This window comes from Edwardsiella sp. A.80236 (assembly GCF_044540725.1).
GTDB classification, from domain to species: domain Bacteria; phylum Pseudomonadota; class Gammaproteobacteria; order Enterobacterales; family Enterobacteriaceae; genus Edwardsiella; species Edwardsiella tarda.
On record NZ_JBIUCY010000011.1, the window covers coordinates 92,297 to 109,169 of the forward strand.

Below are 16,873 nucleotides of genomic sequence, written 5' to 3' on the forward strand. Positions count from 1 at the left end.
CCGGAAAAGAGTCGAACGCCATGGACAACGATCAAATCAAAGACGTGCTGATGAACGCATTGGCCCTGCAGGAAGCCCATGTCACCGGGGACGGTAGCCATTTTCAGGTTATCGTCGTGGGTGAGCTGTTTGCCGGCATGAGCCGGGTGAAACAGCAACAGGCGGTCTATGCTCCGCTGATGGAGTACATCGCGGATAACCGCATCCATGCGCTGACTATCAAGGCCTATACCCCAGAGCAGTGGCAGCGCGACCGTAAACTGAGCGGTCTATGATTTTGCGTCGTCGGCCTCAGGGCGGGCGGCGAGCGATAACTGATTAAGCGAGAACGCGATTAAATGGATAAATTTCGTTTGCAGGGGCCGACCCGTCTGGACGGTGAGGTGACGATTTCCGGTGCGAAGAATGCTGCGCTACCGATCTTGTTTGCCGCTCTGCTGGCCGAGGAGCCGGTTGAGATCCAGAACGTGCCGAAGCTGCGTGATATCGATACCACCATGAAACTGCTCAGCCAGCTGGGCGCCAAGGTGGCGCGCAATGGTTCGGTACATGTCGACGCCAGCAACGTCAATGAGTTGTGTGCCCCCTATGAGTTGGTGAAGACCATGCGTGCCTCTATCTGGGCGCTGGGGCCGCTGGTGGCGCGCTTTGGCTATGGGCAGGTCTCTCTCCCGGGCGGCTGCGCCATCGGTGCTCGTCCGGTCGATCTGCACATCTCCGGGCTGGAGCAGCTAGGGGCGGAGATCCGCCTGGAAGAGGGGTATGTGAAGGCCTCGGTTCAAGGGCGTCTCCGCGGAGCGCATATCGTGATGGATAAGGTGAGCGTCGGTGCCACCGTGACCATCATGAGCGCGGCGACCTTGGCCGAAGGAACGACGGTGATCGAGAACGCCGCGCGTGAGCCGGAGATCGTCGACACGGCCTGTTTCCTGAATACCTTGGGCGCTAAGATCAGCGGTGCCGGGACTGATCGTATTACGATTGAAGGGGTCGCGCGTCTCGGTGGTGGGGTCTATCGTGTCCTGCCGGATCGTATCGAAACCGGTACGTTCCTGGTTGCCGCCGCCGTTTCTCGTGGGCGTGTGGTGTGCCGCCATACCCGTCCCGATACGTTGGATGCGGTGTTGGCTAAGCTGCGTGAGGCTGGGGCCGATATTGAAGTCGGCGACGATTGGATTTCACTGGATATGCATGGCCAACGTCCGAAGGCCGTGACTATTCGCACCGCACCCCATCCGGGTTTCCCGACCGATATGCAGGCTCAGTTCAGCCTACTGAACTTAGTGGCCGAGGGGACGGGCGTGATCACCGAGACGATCTTTGAAAACCGTTTCATGCACATCCCCGAGTTGATCCGTATGGGCGCGCACGCCGAGATCGAAGGCAATACCGCCATCTGTCACGGCGTAGAGACGCTTTCTGGTGCTCAGGTGATGGCGACGGATCTGCGAGCTTCTGCCAGTCTAGTGATCGCGGGCTGCATCGCGCAGGGTACCACCCTGGTCGATCGCATCTACCATATCGATCGTGGCTATGAGCGCATTGAAGAGAAGCTGAGCGCCATGGGCGCCCAGATCGAGCGTATCGGCGAGTAACGCGCGCGCTGGCTTTTCGCTAGGCGAATAACGAGCCCTCCGCCCCGATGGGACAGAGGGCTCGTCACATTATGCGTCGGAGGGCGGAGGCGCTGACCATGAGCCGTCAGTCGACGTTGGGGAACTCGGCGATGGTGACGTTGAGTGTCAGGCGTTCGCCGTTGCGCATGATGGTGACCGGCACCACGCTGCCAGGCCGAATCTCGGCAACCTGATCCATGGTTTCCGTCGCACTGATCGCCGGCTTGCCGTTGACGTTGAGTACAATATCGCCGGGGCGGATACCCGCCTGAGCCGCTGGACCATTGCTGGCCACGTTGCTGACGATGATCCCCTGAATACGCTCCGAACTGGCCGGTTGACTGCGTATCGGCACGATTTCTCGCCCGCTGATACCAATGAATCCACGGATCACCCGGCCATCACGGATCAGCTTATTCATGATCTTGGTCGCTAAGGCGGTGGGAATAGCGAAGCCGATCCCCTCCGGGGTCTCACCATCGTTGCTCTTATCGAGCGAGAGGGTGTTGATGCCAACCAGTTCGCCGAGTGAGTTGACCAATGCGCCACCCGAGTTACCGTGGTTGATGGAGGCATCGGTCTGTAAGAAATTCTGGTGGCCGTAGGTACTCAGCCCGACACGCCCGGTCGCGCTGATGATCCCTTGTGTGGTGGTCTGGCCGATATTATAGGGGTTGCCGATAGCCAGAACGACGTCGCCGATATGGGGCACCCGTTTCGGGTTGATGGTGATGACCGGAATGTTGTTGGCCTGGATCTTCAGGACCGCCAGATCCGTTAGGGTGTCGGAGCCGACCAGCATGGCTTCGAACCAGCGCCCATCTTGGAGTGCGACCACGATCTGATCGGCGCCGCTGACCACATGTTTATTGGTCAGGATGTAGCCCTTGGCATCCATGATCACCCCGGAGCCCAGCGTCTTAATTGCCAATCCGCTATTGTTGCCGCTCATGCTGCCGTTGTACACATTGACCACCGCGGGTGCGGCCCGTTTCACTGCGGCGTTATAGCTGATCGGTTGCTCTTCGAACGTCGCCTCGCTGAAGAGGGAGAGTAACCCGTGCGGGCGCAGAGAAGGGAGGGCAATCATTAACACGATCGCCACGAGCAGGCCAAGCAGAGTGGAGCGTAGCAGTTTTACCAACATGATTATCGACGTAGCGTAAAAGGATGGCGTCAGAATAGCAGAGAAAGGGAGGGCGGGGCAGCGTTCCCCCGCCAAATTTGTGCAAAGAATCAGCGTCTCAACGCATCAACAGGTACAGCACTTGACCCTCGCGAATGATATGCAGGGCGATCACCGGGGGATCGGTGGCCAACGCCTGGCGTAACGCGTTGATCGTCGGCGTGCGGATACGGTTGACACCGATGATCAGATCCGCTTTATGTAGCCCGGCTTGGGCGGCGAGGGAGCCTTTTTCCAGCGTATCGATCAGGATGCCCGCTCTCCCGGCGAAACTCCCTGCGCTAAGGGTGGTGCCCTGGAGTGCGGGGGTGAGATTCTCCCCCGCGACGCTGGCCAGGCGGCGGTTATCGAGGGTCACGCTGACATTCAAGGGCTTACCGTTACGTAGCAGCCCGATCTGTAACGTGGTTCCAGGGGCGACGGAGCCAATCTTGGCCCGCAATTCGGCGAAACTGCTGATCGGTGTGCCATTGAGTGAGAGCAAGATATCCCCGGCCTTAATACCAGCCTTGGCGGCGGCCGATTTGGGTAACACCTCGTTGACGAAGGTGCCGTGTGGGGTATCCAGATTAAAGGCTTTAGCCAGATCTGCCGTCATGTCTCGCCCGCGAATGCCAAGCACGCCACGTTTGACTTCACCGTATTTGATCAGCTGGTCGCTCAGGTTACGCGCCATGTTGCTGGGGATGGCGAAGCCGATGCCGATATTACCGCCAGACGGCGCCAGAATCGCGGTATTAATCCCCACTAACTCCCCCTTCAGATTAAGCAACGCGCCGCCGGAGTTGCCGCTGTTAATTGAGGCGTCCGTCTGAATGAAGTTCTCCAACCCCTCGCGCTGCAACCCGCTGCGTCCTAGCGCCGAGATAATGCCTGCGGTTGCGGTTTGTCCCAAGCCAAAGGGATTGCCGACAGCGACGGCGAAATCGCCGACGCGCAGTCGATCGGAGTCGGCCAGCTTAATCTCCGTCAGATCACGGGCGTCGAGCAACTGCAGTAGGGCAATATCCGACGCGGCGTCGCGCCCGACCAGGCGTGCCGAGTATTCACGCCCATCCTCCAATTGCACCCGGATGCGGCGAGCGGCGTCGATGACATGGTTATTGGTGAGGACATAGCCTTTAGCGGCATTGATAATCACCCCGGAACCGATCGCCTCGAAGGGGCGAGTATGACCACGGCGGGTAGCCTGATCGCCTTCAACGTAGATGCTGACGACCGCCGGTAGGACCTTGGCTAACATCGGCGCTAAGCTGGGGAGTGGCTGGCCGTTGACGGCGGCCGGCAGTGTCGCCTGGGCAAGGTGTGGTGTCCCCAGCGTGAGGCCTAGGCTGAGGGCGAGCGTGCAAAGAAGCGGGGAGAAGCTGCGGGTCATGGCACCATCCTACAAGCAACGGCGGAAGAAGCAGGAAGGCGAGCGGACGCGTCATGGCGCCGCGCCGCCTGATATATCGCACGGCGCGGCGGCGGAGCTCACACGCACCGTATGATCCGCGCCATGCGCTGGCGCGGAGATGTGCTTAATCGTGGCGATCGGCGCGCAGTAGGCCTGAAGCCCCTTCAGAATAGTCGCGTGGCGGGATCTCGACCGGCGCCTGATCGTTATCCGCCTCGGTCAGGCGATAGCGGAACGGATTATCGTGCGCAGGCATGTCCGGCAGTAGGTTATTTGAGCTGGTGGCCATATGCTGATACAGCTGGCGATAGTCTTTCGCCATGTTGTCGAGCAACTCCGCGCTACGGGCGAAGTGGTTGACGAGCTCCTGACGGTACTGATCAAGATCGGTTTTACTCTTTTCTAATTCATCTTGCAGCGCCTGCTGTTGGCGCAGTTTACGGTTGCCGAAGCGCATGGCTAACGCCCCGATGATGAGGCCGACAACCAAACCAATAAGCGCATACTCCCAAGTCATAATGACTCCTATTGTCTAAACGATCCTGCTCGCCTGGTGGCGAGATTACCGGGGAAGAGAATCCGGACGACATCTTACCGATACCCACACTATAACCGCTAACCTTGTCGGAGTGGAATCCCGTAACCATTTTGCATATGGTTATGGCTAATCGAAGAGTGAACACCGACGCCCGAGCATCGTCGGGTGTGTCCCTCGTCACCCAGTTCAAGGAACGTGTCACGATGTCAGCGTCTTCTTTGTCGAGAGCTACCCCTCTGGAACGTTATCGCGCTGCTCTCGCTGCCGGCGACTATCAGGCCGATGCGGCCCAGCGCCAGGCTATGGAGGTATTGGAGGCGATCCATCAGCAATGGGTGGCACGTTGGCGGCAGGCACCTACGCCGAACTGGCGTCAGCGCTTGCCTCGCTGCTTAGGCGGCGGCGCCACGCAGTTGGCGCCGATCATGGGGGTATATCTGTGGGGGGGCGTGGGACGCGGGAAGACCTGGATGATGGATCTGTTTTTTGATGCCTTGCCCGGGGAGCGTAAGCTACGTCTGCATTTTCACTACTTTATGCAGCGTGTGCAGGCGTCACTGGCCGCCAAGCAAGGGCAAGGAGACCCATTACTGCTGGTGGCGGATGAGTTTAAGCATCAGGCCGATATCCTTTGTTTCGATGAGTTTTTTGTTTCCGATATCTGTGATGCGATGTTGCTTGGGACGTTGCTACAGGCGCTATTTGCTCGTGGTGTCACGCTGGTGGCCACCTCCAACGTCGTGCCGGATCAGCTCTATCATAACGGTTTGCAGCGGAGCCGCTTCCTGCCCGCCATCGCTCAAATTCAGCGTCATTGCCGGGTGTTGAATGTGGATGGTGGAATCGACTACCGCCTGCGCACCCTGACGCAGGCCCATCTCTATCTGACTCCACTGGGTGCGGCGAGTGAACGGGCGATGGCCGCGCTGTTTCTACGCCTGGCCGGTCAGGAGGGGGCGGTGGGGGGCTCGTTGGAGATTAACCATCATCCGTTACCGGTGCTACGGCGCGTGGATGGCGTGATCGCGCTGGATTTCGCTGCGTTGTGCGAATCGGCGCGTAGCCAGTTAGATTACATGGTGTTAGCTCGAACCTACCATACCGTGCTGTTACATCGCGTTAAGGCGATGGATGGTGATCATGAGGAGAGTGCACGGCGTTTTTTAGCGTTAGTGGATGAGTTTTACGAGCGGCGCGTCAAACTGATCATCAGCGCCGAGTGTGACATGTTTACCCTGTATCGCGGTGAGCGCTTGAAGTTTGAGTACCAGCGTTGCCTGTCGCGTCTGCAAGAGATGCAGAGTGAGGACTACCTGCGTCTGCCTCATCGTGGTTAAATGGCGTATCCGGCCGTGCTGCCCGTGTCTCTGGCGAGAAATTACGTCAGCGGTGCGAAAAAGCGATCGATCTTTCAAGCCGACTTCTCTATAATCTCGCGACCCCACGTTACAACAAAGTTTTTTTCCCAAAAACTTTATGTGCCGGCATGGCTCTATTCGAAGGGGTAGGTTTGCTGGACGATGGTCGTGTGAACCTCAACACTGAAAATCGAAGCGTTGTGTTCACCAACGTGTAACTAAAAATTGGGTAAGCTTTTAATGAAAACTTTTACAGCTAAACCAGAAACCGTAAAACGCGACTGGTATGTTGTTGATGCTACCGGCAAAACTTTAGGCCGTTTGGCAACTGAACTGGCTCGTCGCCTGCGCGGCAAGCACAAGGCGGAGTATACCCCGCATGTGGATACTGGTGATTACATCATCGTTCTGAACGCAGAAAAAGTTGCCGTAACCGGTAACAAGCGTCTGGACAAGAAGTATTTCCACCACACTGGCCACATCGGTGGTATCAAAGAAGCGACCTTTGAAGAGATGATTGCTCGCCATCCTGAGCGTGTAATTGAAATCGCGGTTAAAGGCATGCTGCCGAAAGGCCCGCTGGGTCGTGCAATGTTCCGTAAACTGAAAGTTTACGCGGGCAACGAGCACAATCACGCGGCGCAGCAACCGCAGGTTCTGGACATTTAATCGGGATATAGGCAATGGCTGAAAATCAATACTACGGCACTGGTCGCCGCAAAAGCTCCGCCGCTCGCGTATTTATCAAACCGGGTAGCGGTAAAATCGTTATCAACCAGCGTTCTCTGGAACAGTACTTCGGTCGCGAAACTGCCCGCATGGTAGTTCGTCAGCCGCTGGAACTGGTCGACATGGTTGAGAAATTGGATCTGTACATCACCGTTAAAGGTGGTGGTATCTCTGGTCAGGCTGGTGCGATCCGTCACGGTATCACCCGCGCTCTGATGGAGTACGATGAAACTCTGCGCTCTGAACTGCGTAAAGCTGGCTTCGTCACTCGTGACGCTCGTCAGGTTGAACGTAAGAAAGTCGGTCTGCGCAAAGCACGTCGTCGTCCGCAGTTCTCCAAGCGTTAATGGCTTTCTGCTTCGGCAGATCCTTAATGCCAAAAAACCCGGCTTTGCCGGGTTTTTTTATTGCAGCTAGCGCTCTTCTCCGCCGCTGTAAAGCATTTGATCGATGAAATCGCTATCAACTCCCCACAAGTACGCCAATTTCTGGTAGACTAACCTACACTTTTGTATCCTGTTGCAACGTATAAATTTTGAGCGCCGCAGGTCTGGGTAAGTCGATGTTTTCACTACCCAACTTTTTGGTGTGCGTCATTGTGCAACGGGTGTTGCGCGTCGCTCTGTGTGGGGCCTGACGGGCATCTATTCATACCGTTTTCTAGATAAACTTGGAGGTTTTCATGGCTGTCGCTGCCAACAAACGTTCGGTAATGACGCTGTTTTCCGGGCCGACCGACATTTTTAGCCATCAAGTACGCATTGTCTTGGCTGAGAAAGGTGTCAGCGTCGAGATCGAGCAGGTAGATATGGATAATCTGCCGCAGGATCTGATTGACCTCAACCCTTACCGTACGGTCCCGACGTTGGTTGACCGCGAGCTGACGCTGTATGAATCCCGTATCATCATGGAGTACCTGGATGAGCGCTTCCCGCATCCGCCGTTGATGCCGGTTTATCCGGTGGCGCGTGGTGAGAGCCGTTTGTTCATGCATCAGATCGAGCGTGACTGGTATTCCCTGCTGCACAAGATCGAGAAAGGTAGTGCTCAAGAGGCCGAGGCTGCACGCAAACAGCTGCGTGAAGAACTGCTGGCTATCGCGCCGGTCTTCGTCCAGAAGCCGTTCTTCATGAGCGATGAGTTTAGCCTGGTCGATTGCTACCTGGCTCCGCTGTTGTGGCGTCTGCCGGTGTTGGGTATCGAGCTGAGCGGCGCTGGCGCCAAGGAGCTGAAAGGCTACATGACGCGCGTCTTTGAACGCGATGCCTTCCTGGCATCCCTGACTGAAGCAGAGCGTGAGATGCGCCTGCATACCCGAGGCTGATGATGGAACTGTCGCAAATGTCTCCACGCCGTCCCTTTCTGCTGCGAGCCTTTTACGATTGGTTGCTCGACAACCAGTTGACACCGCATCTGGTGGTGGATGTGAACAGTGCCGGTGTGATGGTGCCGATGGAGTATGCCCGCGACGGTCAGATCGTGCTGAATATTGCCCCACGTGCGGTCGGCGCGTTGGAGCTGGCCGATGATGCGGTACGTTTTAACGCGCGTTTTGGTGGTGTGCCACGTCAGGTCTATGTGCCGATGGCGGCCGTGATGGCGATTTATGCGCGTGAAAATGGGGCCGGTACCATGTTCGAGCCGGAGGCAGCCTACGATCAGGATGCTGAGTTAGCGCAGGTGGCTGAGAGCGACGAGGAGCCGGCGATGACCCTGATCGAGGGCGAAGGCCCGTCGATCGAGGAGGATGACGGCGGTGATGAACCGACGCCGCCGCCGCGAGGCCGTCCGGCGTTGCGCGTGGTGAAGTAACCCGCGTAAGCATAGGTCGTTGCAGAGAGACCGGGGGCTGTGCTCCCGGTTTTTTTATGCGCTGTAGGAAATCGATAAAAAAGTGTGATGCTCCGCGAGGGGGCGCGGCGCATCACACGTCAAAGAGGATGGTGCTCGCGCGGCAGTGTGCATCTGCTGCTCGTCACCGTACTGCACTTATCTATTCTCTTCCCTGAGCGTGTCGTGGTGTTACTGCGCCATGACGTTCCGAATGGGGTCTGGCCGATGGCCGCGGCCACCGATTTTATCTGGTTTGCGGGGCGAAATATCCTCCATACTCCCGGCGTTAACTCGCGAGCCTAGGGAGGCGATAGGGGGACGCATCAGCGATCGACGCCTTCGTTCTGAGCAGGGCGATGCTCACTCGAGCTGCCAGGGTGAAATCGATACGCGCTTTACTCACTATATTGTTTCCCTATGGCTCCAGAGGGCTGCCCCGATCAATCCGGCATCACGCCGGTGATGCGCCAGAGAGAGCGTGGCATGATAAGCCTGTGGCATCTGGTACAGATGATGTTGGACCTGCTCCAGATAACCCGATGCCAGCCCGACGCTACCACCGAGCACCACACGCTGTATATCTAAGGTGGCGCGTAAGTCGGCGATCAACTGAGCGATCGTTTGTGCCGAGCGATCCACTAGGCGGCGCGCCTGATCGTCGCCCGCCGCCGCATATTGGAAGATGGCGCGCGCGTCCAATCCAGCCAGCATCCCCTGCGCTGCCGCCGCAATGGCTCGTCCTGAGGCGATAGCTTCGACACAACCGATGCGCCCACAGCCACAACGCGGCCCAGCTGGATCGGCCAGCGTGTGCCCGAGATGGCCGGCGAAGTCGCCATGGCCGACTCGTAGCCGACCATCGAGCACGATGCCGCCGCCGACACCCGTCGAGACGGTGATGAAGGTCATATCCTGCCCGGCAGGTGTTAGGGCGAGATATTCCGCCCAAGCGGCGGCTTGCGCATCGTTCAGCAGTTGGCAGGGTAAACCGCTGAGGCGTTCGATGCAGGCCTGCAGCGGGAAACGATTTAGGCCACCTAGATTAGCGGGATTCAGGGCGGTCAATACACCCTGGTGGATGATCCCTGTGGAGGCGACGGCCACTCGTTGTGCCTGTCCATGGTAGTGGGCTAATAACTGGCCTAATGCTATCTCCAAGGCGCGGGGATCGCCCTTGTCTGGCGTCATGACTTCGAGGCGCTCGCTGAGCTCCCCCGTGTTGTTAACCAGCGCGCTGGCGAGTTTGGTCCCGCCGAGATCAATGGCCAGAATAGTCATGTTGTGTTTCCGCTAAGAGGGCCTGACAGTACCACTGACAGATATGTTCGATACGGGTGATCGCCGAACCGACGGTGACAGCCCAGGCACCCTGTGCGAGCGCCTGAGCGGCTTGCGCCGGGGTGTTATAACGTCCCTCAGCGATGACCCGGCATCCGGCTTCACTTAGGGCGGCAACCAGCGCCAGATCGGGTGCGCTCGGTGTCGGCTCGGAGGTGTAGCCGGAGAGCGTGGTACCGATGAGATCGCAGCCGAGTTGCTGGCACGCGAGGCCATCCTCTAGGCTGGAGCAGTCGGCCATCGCCAGACAACCGTGCGCATGGACTCGTTCCAGCAGAGCCTCACGGCTCACCGGGCGTCTGCGCTGGGTACCATCGAAGGCAATAATATCGGCGCCGGCCTGCGCCAAGGCATCGACATCGGCCAGGAACGGTGTGATGCGTACTGGGGAGTCATCCAGATCGCGTTTGAGGATAGCGATGATCGGCACGTTGACGCAGGCCCGTACGGCGTGCAAGTTGGCGATGCCTTCGATGCGTAGCGCGGCGGCGCCAGCTTGCACGGCGGCGCTGGCCATGGCGGCGACAATCTCCGGACGATCCATCGGGCTAGCCGGGACCGGCTGACAGGAAACGATTAAGGCGCCATTGCGCTCGATGTTCTGCTGTAGTGTGGTGAATACCGACATAGACCCTCACCTTGTTGGTATGTGTAAACTGTGCTCCATATGAATTTATTATACGGAGTAATACTCCATCAAGGTGAAATAGAAGGAAGCGTGAGTCGCATCAAACTATCGCCGGTGATTGTTGCTCAGGAGAGGAGTAAACGGCGGAGTGAAACTCCGCCGCTAGATTAACGTGGGGTAGAGGGAGAATGGCTGGCGGCCGCAGTACGTGTACGCCACAGATGGATCCCCCAGGCCAGGGTCATGATCGTCAGGATCGCGAAACAGAGTGCGAACGCCAGGAAACAGGCCTGGGCCATGTTCATCAGCTTCATCGATGGGATCAGATACCAGCCATCGGCCTGGACATACATATCGATAAACCAACGCTGCACACCGTCCAGGCTGACGCCTTGGGGAACCATTGGTGCGTCGTAGCCACAGTCGCCTGTCGGCTTGAACCAGGAAGGGGACCAGTCGGCTAGCGGTAGCCCAAAAGGAAAGTGAGGCTCGGCCGAGCAACCCTGTACGCCGAATAAGGCATCAGGACTGTGCACCGCGTGGTGGATGGCATTCAGCTTAATGGAATATCCCATGCCGATCACCGTGCCATAGAAGGCGGCGAGGCAGCCAAACAGCTTCAGAAGCAGGTTGCGGGGATTGATGGCCGCGACCAACCCTCCGATTACCATTACCAGCATGGCGAAGCGGATGTAGACGCACTGTTCGCAGGGCGCCATGTACAGGTAGATCTGAAAGAAGGCGTGTGCCAGGACGACCAAACCGCCCATCACCAGGGCCATCAGTAGCCACAGGAAACGCCGATCTTGCCAACGAACCAAGGTTGTCAGTGGATTTCGGCGCAGATCATGCCACAGTGTTGCAAACATAGCGTCTCTCCTTAGGCTATTTAGCGGCCAGCTCGTTGACCAACGCGGCCATCGAGTCGATAGACTTGATACTCTTGGTCATGATCAGGTACTTACCGTTGACTACATAGGCAGGGACGCCTTGGATCTTGGCGACATCATAGGCGGCGCCTTTCCACTCGGCTAAGGTTTTCTGCACCGCCGGATCGTTGCGGCCTTGCTCCAGCTCGGCCTGGCTTAATCCGGCGGCCTGGAGCCCAGTCTGGATAAAGGCCGCCGGATCCTTGCCATCTCCCCAACGCTCTTTCTTGTCGTGATAGGCGGTGTAGTAGGCAAACTTGGCCTTCTTGAATTGAGACGCCTCATCAAAAGTAGAGAGACCGGCGGCGCGATCTTTATTCAGCAGCACGGCGAACAATTCGCTTGCCTGTGGGCCATAGACTCCCTTGGTATCCAGGTGATAGGGTTCGAAGCGTACTGCCCCTTTTACTTTCTCCACCACCGGCCCGGTCACCGCCTTGTCATACTTGTAGCAGAAGGGACAGTCGTAGCTAAAGACCTTGATTAGGGTACCCTGTGCATTGGGGATTGGCTTGTCCAGCACCACATAATCGGTGCCTTCGCTGAAGGCACTCGCGCTGAGGGAACAGGCTAGCAGGGCGCTGCCGAGCAGCATGCTGAGTGAATGCTTAGTCAGAGTGATACGCATGATGGATACTCCTTTCCTCATAGAGATGACTCGCGTACGCCCTGCAGGACGTACGCGGCGGCATTACAGAAACAGTCCCTGCGGACGGATGGGTAGTGCGCGATAATGTGTCTGGTTGGGTTTATCGGATAGCACATCCAGTTCGACCTTGACCTCTTTGGTCTTATGGTCGATCTCATTCAGGCGCCCGATGGTGGGTTGGCCAGCTTCGAATAGATTGGTGGATCCACCAAAACTGAACATGGTGTCGCGATCCGGCTGATACTCGACGATCGAGGTGATCGGGTTGTACCACTCGTAGCCGCGATCCTTACCGTATTCCCAGACCTGTTGCACCGTCATATTTTTCTCATCGATCTTGTACTCGACGATACGTGAGTATTTCATAGTGGGCAGCGCCGGTTGCTCCAGGTGGCGGCCATCACCATTGTCGAATACCGTCAGCGTCCCTTTCGGCGACAGCCAGGCCGTGTGCTGGGTATAGACGAAGTCGAAGTCGCTGTTGTCGCATACACCTTTCGCATTACACGCCAGTGGCTTATTTTTCGCATCGACCGGCTTGAGTAGCTTGCTGGACAGTTGTTCATTCCATCCCTCTGCCGGCGCCAGGATCCACTTCACCTGCTTGTCACGCCCGATCTTGACGACTCCCTGATGGCGGGAGGAGAGGATGATGCTATCGTCCTTAGGATCATAGGCGATGGAGTTGACGTGGGCCCAGTTGCGCCCCGGGCCGACGCCCAGCGCGTCACCGAACGGGGTATCTGGCTCTAGCTTGGCTTGCTGCCCGGCGTGGTTCAGGTCGACGTTAACGCACACCGCGCCGGCATCGAGAGCACCGAGCAGGCTGTCACGCAACGGGTCGAGGATGAGGTTGAGATCCCACACGTCGACGACGCGGCCGGACTTATCCACCTCTAAGATATGGTCGCGCACGGTGTGGACCCGCTGGCCATCTTCCCGCAGGTAGTTACGCTTGCCGACACGTAGCAGCACGGTACCTCGTGGGGTCTCCACCGATTCGTGGGTCGCATCCAGGTAGCCGCGCGGCAAGCGGTGATTATTTAACACCTGACCTAGCATATCGAACTCATACCAGCGTTGCCCCTGAACGGCGGTGAAGGTACCGCGAGGGGTCTCGCGGATCCCCATCAGGTAGCCGCGCCGATTGACGTCTACGTCATGAGCGCTATACAGCGCATCCTGATTGAGCCACCAGCGATATTCTCCCTGAGTATCGACAATGAAGGTAAAGGGGGCGATGTCGAAGGGTAGCGAGCCGGCGGCAGGATTCGCGTCGAGTAAGCCAGCATTCTTATCTTTTTCTCCGCTCCAGTGTAAATCGGAGCCTTGCGGTGTAAAGGTATGGCTATTCACTAGATACAGGCGATCTTTAAAATCTGGCGCGACTTTTACCACTTTCACCTGTTGTAAATCGCTGAGTGAGCGGTTGTCCATATATTTATTAACGATGGCAGATGTCCGAATGATATAGTCATCTTTCTTGGTTTTTCCTGCCAAACTGTATTCGATGGTGACCTTATTATCGTGTTTTTGATACAGACCAAAAATAGGGATGGCATCATAGGTCAGTAAGGATTGTTGGCCGACCGGATAACTGATTGCGACACCATTCTTCCCTTTTCCATGCACCGTAACTTTGACGTTGGAGAGGGTTTTCCCGTTGAGGTTGATGAGGGCGGTTAAGGGAGCGTTACCATAGGGATCGACGACGACAGAACCGAGATTTCCGACGGCGGGTGCGGCTGGCATGCCTGCGGCTTGCAGGTTGAGGGAGAGGGTGCCGATGGCCAATGCGATGGCGCCGACGATCAGGCCTCTTTTGGTTGTACGCAGCATAGTATTCTCCTAACGTTGCAATAATCCATGTTGATCCTCAGAGGAGGGGCGGGCGAATTGACCCTCCGCGCTATCCCAAAAGGGGAATTTGCTATGACCTGGCATACGCCTAGGTCATCAATCAGGCGATGATAAATGATACGCGAGTTCGATTAATTACATGGCGCAGATGATTATTATGCAGGAGAATATATTATATGGTTTTAATTTTAATGGTATTACACTAGCTTGTATTTTCCTAATTGATTAAAAGAACAGTGGTGTCTCGCGGCCTGATAAGAATAATTTGATGATAGTCACGTAATTTAATTCGGTAATGATTTCTTTTATAAAGATAGTAGGTTATCTGTAGAGGGAGATAAATGCTTATTTCCGGATAATGATCATGCGTAAATTGAATAATGTCGCGGTGGACAGTGAATTGCTCGCTTTATTTCGTGCGTTGGTGGAAACCGGCTCGCTATCACAGGCGGCGACGCGCATGGGGATGAGTCAGGCGGCGGCCAGTCGCGCATTGACCAAGTTGCGTACCATCTTTCAGGATGCCCTGTTTGTCAAAGGGGGGTATGGCATGCAGGCGACCGCCCGGGCATACGAGCTGATGCCGCGGGTGACCTGTGCGTTGCAAGCGCTCGATCATCTGACGACGCCCTATCAGTTTGACCCGCAGGCGTTGCAACGCACCCTATCGCTTGGCGCGGTAGATAACGGCGTCTGGATGATCTTCTCGCGCGTGGTGAAGGCGTTGTTTCAGCAGGCACCTCAGGCACGGATCGCCATCTTGCCGATCGGTGATGATCTCTTCTCCAGCCTGAAATTCGGCCGTATGGATCTGGCCATCTATCCGTTGATCGAGCTACCTGCCGACTTTCATGAAGTGAATCTCTTTCGGACGGAGATCGTCTGCCTGGTACGCCGTGAACATCCGCTAGCGCGTCAGTTACGGCGTGGAGAAGCGCCAACGCTGGCGCAGATCAATGCCTATCGCCGCCTGCAGATCAGTCTGCATGACGGCGCGCCGGGGGCGGCGGTGGGCCATCCTTTGACCGGTCCGCAGGCGGAGTACGATGTTGCCATGTCGGTGCCTTACTTTCTGGCGGCGCCGATGATCCTGACGCAGACCGACTTTGTCCTGGCGCTGCCGTTACAGACCGCCCGCTACTTTGCCGGGATGGCGGAATTGACGATCCTACCTTATCCCAGCGCGGCCAGCCCCTTCTACACCCGTCTGATCTGGCATCACCGGGTGCATCACGATCCGGCGATCGAATGGTTACGTGATCTGTTTTTGCGTTTCGCCGGTGAGGAGCAGGCGGCGGGCGAGAGTATGGCGTGCCAACAGGCGACGGTATGTAGCGAGCCGGGATGAGAGGGCGGCGGTTTAGCCGCCCTCTGCGGGGAGGATTAACACCCGAGATAGGCGAGAATACCCTGTGCGGCTTGGCGCCCTTCGGCGATCGCCGTCACCACCAGGTCAGAGCCACGTACCGCATCGCCACCGGCGAAGATCTGCGGATGGCTGGTCTGGTAGGGGTAGTCCCCCTGTGCACTGGCGAGGATCCGTCCCTGAGGATCGCGGGCCACATCGTGAGCCTCTAGCCAAGGGAGATCGTGCGGGCGAAAGCCGAATGCTAAGAGTACCGCGTCGGCCGCCAGCGTGATCTCCGAACCGGGGATAATGCGTATCGCGCGCCGTCCCGTAGCATCGGCTTCAGCCAGTTCGGTCTGCGCCATGCGCACGCCACAGACTCGCCCGGCGGCGTTGGTTTCGATGGCCAGCGGCTGGAGGTTGAAACGGAACTCGGCTCCCTCCTCGCGCGCATTCTTCACCTCACGGCGTGAGCCCGGCATGTTCGCCTCGTCACGACGGTAGGCACAGGTCACCTGTGTGGCGCCTTGGCGTAGGGCGCTACGCACGCAATCCATGGCGGTATCGCCGCCGCCGAGCACTACCACGCGCTTGGCCTGCATCGAAATATAAGGGGTCTGAGCCTCTTCCGGATACCCCATAAGATGGCGGGTGTTGGCGATCAGGTAGGGGAGGGCGGCGAGTACGCCCGGCGCCTGTTCATTGGCCAATCCTCCGGGCAGCGCGCGGTAGGTGCCGACGCCGAGAAATACGGCGTCATACTCCTGCAGCAGCTGTTCCAGCGCCACATCACGCCCGATCTCGCAATTCAGATGGAAGCGGATACCCATGGCGCTGAAGATTTCGCGCCGGCGTATCATCACCTGCTTCTCTAGTTTAAAGGCTGGGATACCGAAGGTCAGTAGGCCGCCGATCTCCGGGTGGCGGTCAAAGACATCGGCTTGGACGCCACTGCGGGCCAGCACATCGGCACAGGCGAGTCCGGCAGGCCCCGCACCGATGATCGCCACTCGTTTGCCACTGGGCTGGACGTCGCCGAGATCGGGTTGCCAGCCTTCGGCCAGAGCCTTGTCGGTAATATAGCGCTCGATACTGCCTATGGTGACGGCGCCGAACTCGTCGTTCAGGGTACAGGCGCCTTCACACAGGCGATCTTGTGGGCAGACGCGGCCACATACCTCGGGTAGGCTATTGGTTTGATGCGCCAGCGCGGCCGCCTCGTGGATGCGCCCCTCGTTGGCCAGCTTCAGCCAGTTGGGGATGTAGTTGTGCAGCGGACAACGCCACTCACAGTAGGGGTTGCCGCAGGCGAGACAACGGTCGGCCTGCGCCTGCGCCTGGCTGTCGGAGAAGGGCTCATAGATCTCGACAAACTCACCCTGCCGCTGTTTTAAAAGCTTTTTCGGCGGATCGATGCGTTGTAGGTCAATAAACTGGTAAACATTCTGACTCATGGTTTCTCCGC

17 protein-coding genes are annotated in these 16,873 nt (G+C 57.6%); 8 read left to right on the top strand and 9 right to left on the bottom strand.

What is annotated here, in order from left to right; translation table 11 throughout:
* Positions 1 to 20: 20 nt before the first annotated feature.
* Entirely contained in the window at positions 21 to 275 is a 255-nt protein-coding gene (gene ibaG / locus ACEQFP_RS10940) for a BolA family iron metabolism protein IbaG (RefSeq protein WP_005281719.1), read from the top strand.
* Positions 276 to 338: 63 nt separating this feature from the next.
* Positions 339 to 1,595 (top strand): UDP-N-acetylglucosamine 1-carboxyvinyltransferase, encoded by a 1,257-nt coding sequence (gene murA / locus ACEQFP_RS10945; protein ID WP_005281720.1) that lies wholly within the window; start codon positions 339 to 341, stop codon positions 1,593 to 1,595.
* 106 nt (positions 1,596 to 1,701) lie between these two features.
* Here the strand turns inward: murA and degS are convergent, their stop codons facing one another.
* The 3 genes from degS to zapG all read right to left on the bottom strand — a co-directional run bounded on the left by degS (position 1,702) and on the right by zapG (position 4,715).
* Positions 1,702 to 2,763: an outer membrane-stress sensor serine endopeptidase DegS gene (gene degS / locus ACEQFP_RS10950; RefSeq protein WP_035597399.1), complete on the bottom strand. Its 1,062-nt coding sequence runs from the start codon at positions 2,761 to 2,763 to the stop codon at positions 1,702 to 1,704.
* Between the two features lie 97 nt (positions 2,764 to 2,860).
* Positions 2,861 to 4,177 carry a Do family serine endopeptidase gene (locus ACEQFP_RS10955; protein ID WP_047060472.1) on the bottom strand — a complete coding sequence of 439 codons (1,317 nt, stop codon included), beginning with the start codon at positions 4,175 to 4,177 and terminating at the stop codon, positions 2,861 to 2,863.
* Positions 4,178 to 4,322: 145 nt separating this feature from the next.
* Positions 4,323 to 4,715, bottom strand: coding sequence for a Z-ring associated protein ZapG (gene zapG / locus ACEQFP_RS10960; protein ID WP_005281726.1), 393 nt, complete (start codon positions 4,713 to 4,715; stop codon positions 4,323 to 4,325).
* A 239-nt stretch (positions 4,716 to 4,954) separates the two neighbouring features.
* Here zapG and zapE point away from each other — a divergent pair, with 239 nt between their 5' ends.
* The 5 genes from zapE (at position 4,955) to sspB (ending at position 8,635) form a co-directional block, all read left to right on the top strand.
* Positions 4,955 to 6,073 (top strand): cell division protein ZapE, encoded by a 1,119-nt coding sequence (gene zapE, locus ACEQFP_RS10965; protein ID WP_035597425.1) that lies wholly within the window; start codon positions 4,955 to 4,957, stop codon positions 6,071 to 6,073.
* Between the two features lie 261 nt (positions 6,074 to 6,334).
* Positions 6,335 to 6,763, top strand: a complete 429-nt coding sequence (rplM, locus tag ACEQFP_RS10970; protein ID WP_005281730.1) for a 50S ribosomal protein L13 — start codon at positions 6,335 to 6,337, stop codon at positions 6,761 to 6,763.
* Positions 6,764 to 6,777: 14 nt separating this feature from the next.
* Positions 6,778 to 7,170: a 30S ribosomal protein S9 gene (rpsI, locus tag ACEQFP_RS10975; RefSeq protein WP_005281735.1), complete on the top strand. Its 393-nt coding sequence runs from the start codon at positions 6,778 to 6,780 to the stop codon at positions 7,168 to 7,170.
* A gap of 335 nt (positions 7,171 to 7,505) precedes the next feature.
* A complete protein-coding gene (sspA, locus tag ACEQFP_RS10980; RefSeq protein ID WP_005281737.1) occupies positions 7,506 to 8,147 on the top strand; it encodes a stringent starvation protein SspA in 642 nt (213 codons plus the stop codon).
* Between the two features lie 2 nt (positions 8,148 to 8,149).
* Positions 8,150 to 8,635 (top strand): ClpXP protease specificity-enhancing factor, encoded by a 486-nt coding sequence (gene sspB / locus ACEQFP_RS10985; protein ID WP_005297348.1) that lies wholly within the window; start codon positions 8,150 to 8,152, stop codon positions 8,633 to 8,635.
* Positions 8,636 to 9,058: 423 nt separating this feature from the next.
* Here sspB and ACEQFP_RS10990 read toward each other — a convergent pair whose 3' ends face one another.
* From ACEQFP_RS10990 to ACEQFP_RS11010, 5 genes are all read right to left on the bottom strand, one after another.
* On the bottom strand, positions 9,059 to 9,934 hold the full coding sequence (locus tag ACEQFP_RS10990; protein WP_370546988.1) for an N-acetylmannosamine kinase: 876 nt from the start codon (positions 9,932 to 9,934) through the stop codon (positions 9,059 to 9,061).
* A complete protein-coding gene (locus ACEQFP_RS10995; protein ID WP_005281747.1) occupies positions 9,915 to 10,622 on the bottom strand; it encodes an N-acetylmannosamine-6-phosphate 2-epimerase in 708 nt (235 codons plus the stop codon). The genes ACEQFP_RS10990 and ACEQFP_RS10995 overlap by 20 nt, the downstream gene beginning before the upstream one ends.
* 167 nt (positions 10,623 to 10,789) lie before the next feature.
* Positions 10,790 to 11,491: a protein-disulfide oxidoreductase DsbI gene (gene dsbI, locus ACEQFP_RS11000; protein WP_005297354.1), complete on the bottom strand. Its 702-nt coding sequence runs from the start codon at positions 11,489 to 11,491 to the stop codon at positions 10,790 to 10,792.
* A 16-nt stretch (positions 11,492 to 11,507) separates the two neighbouring features.
* Positions 11,508 to 12,146 (bottom strand): thiol:disulfide interchange protein DsbA/DsbL, encoded by a 639-nt coding sequence (locus ACEQFP_RS11005; RefSeq protein ID WP_225856992.1) that lies wholly within the window; start codon positions 12,144 to 12,146, stop codon positions 11,508 to 11,510.
* A 96-nt stretch (positions 12,147 to 12,242) separates the two neighbouring features.
* Complete coding sequence (locus ACEQFP_RS11010; RefSeq protein ID WP_005281753.1) at positions 12,243 to 14,039, bottom strand: aryl-sulfate sulfotransferase; 1,797 nt, start codon at positions 14,037 to 14,039, stop codon at positions 12,243 to 12,245.
* A 385-nt stretch (positions 14,040 to 14,424) separates the two neighbouring features.
* Between ACEQFP_RS11010 and ACEQFP_RS11015 the strand changes: the two genes are divergently transcribed.
* Complete coding sequence (locus tag ACEQFP_RS11015; protein ID WP_047060850.1) at positions 14,425 to 15,408, top strand: LysR family transcriptional regulator; 984 nt, start codon at positions 14,425 to 14,427, stop codon at positions 15,406 to 15,408.
* Between the two features lie 35 nt (positions 15,409 to 15,443).
* Here ACEQFP_RS11015 and ACEQFP_RS11020 read toward each other — a convergent pair whose 3' ends face one another.
* Positions 15,444 to 16,862, bottom strand: a complete 1,419-nt coding sequence (locus tag ACEQFP_RS11020; RefSeq protein ID WP_047060463.1) for an FAD-dependent oxidoreductase — start codon at positions 16,860 to 16,862, stop codon at positions 15,444 to 15,446.
* Positions 16,863 to 16,873 lie beyond the last annotated feature (11 nt).

Bases quoted from the DNA above. Each gene is read 5' to 3' on its own strand.
- ibaG (WP_005281719.1), top strand. From the start codon at position 21: ATGGACAACGATCAAATCAAAGACGTGCTGATGAACGCATTGGCCCTG.
- murA (WP_005281720.1), top strand. From the start codon at position 339: ATGGATAAATTTCGTTTGCAGGGGCCGACCCGTCTGGACGGTGAGGTG.
- degS (WP_035597399.1), bottom strand. From the start codon at position 2,763: ATGTTGGTAAAACTGCTACGCTCCACTCTGCTTGGCCTGCTCGTGGCG.
- ACEQFP_RS10955 (WP_047060472.1), bottom strand. From the start codon at position 4,177: ATGACCCGCAGCTTCTCCCCGCTTCTTTGCACGCTCGCCCTCAGCCTA.
- zapG (WP_005281726.1), bottom strand. From the start codon at position 4,715: ATGACTTGGGAGTATGCGCTTATTGGTTTGGTTGTCGGCCTCATCATC.
- rplM (WP_005281730.1), top strand. From the start codon at position 6,335: ATGAAAACTTTTACAGCTAAACCAGAAACCGTAAAACGCGACTGGTAT.
- rpsI (WP_005281735.1), top strand. From the start codon at position 6,778: ATGGCTGAAAATCAATACTACGGCACTGGTCGCCGCAAAAGCTCCGCC.
- sspA (WP_005281737.1), top strand. From the start codon at position 7,506: ATGGCTGTCGCTGCCAACAAACGTTCGGTAATGACGCTGTTTTCCGGG.
- sspB (WP_005297348.1), top strand. From the start codon at position 8,150: ATGGAACTGTCGCAAATGTCTCCACGCCGTCCCTTTCTGCTGCGAGCC.
- ACEQFP_RS10990 (WP_370546988.1), bottom strand. From the start codon at position 9,934: ATGACTATTCTGGCCATTGATCTCGGCGGGACCAAACTCGCCAGCGCG.
- ACEQFP_RS10995 (WP_005281747.1), bottom strand. From the start codon at position 10,622: ATGTCGGTATTCACCACACTACAGCAGAACATCGAGCGCAATGGCGCC.
- dsbI (WP_005297354.1), bottom strand. From the start codon at position 11,491: ATGTTTGCAACACTGTGGCATGATCTGCGCCGAAATCCACTGACAACC.
- ACEQFP_RS11005 (WP_225856992.1), bottom strand. From the start codon at position 12,146: ATGCTGCTCGGCAGCGCCCTGCTAGCCTGTTCCCTCAGCGCGAGTGCC.
- ACEQFP_RS11010 (WP_005281753.1), bottom strand. From the start codon at position 14,039: ATGCTGCGTACAACCAAAAGAGGCCTGATCGTCGGCGCCATCGCATTG.
- ACEQFP_RS11015 (WP_047060850.1), top strand. From the start codon at position 14,425: ATGCGTAAATTGAATAATGTCGCGGTGGACAGTGAATTGCTCGCTTTA.
- ACEQFP_RS11020 (WP_047060463.1), bottom strand. From the start codon at position 16,862: ATGAGTCAGAATGTTTACCAGTTTATTGACCTACAACGCATCGATCCG.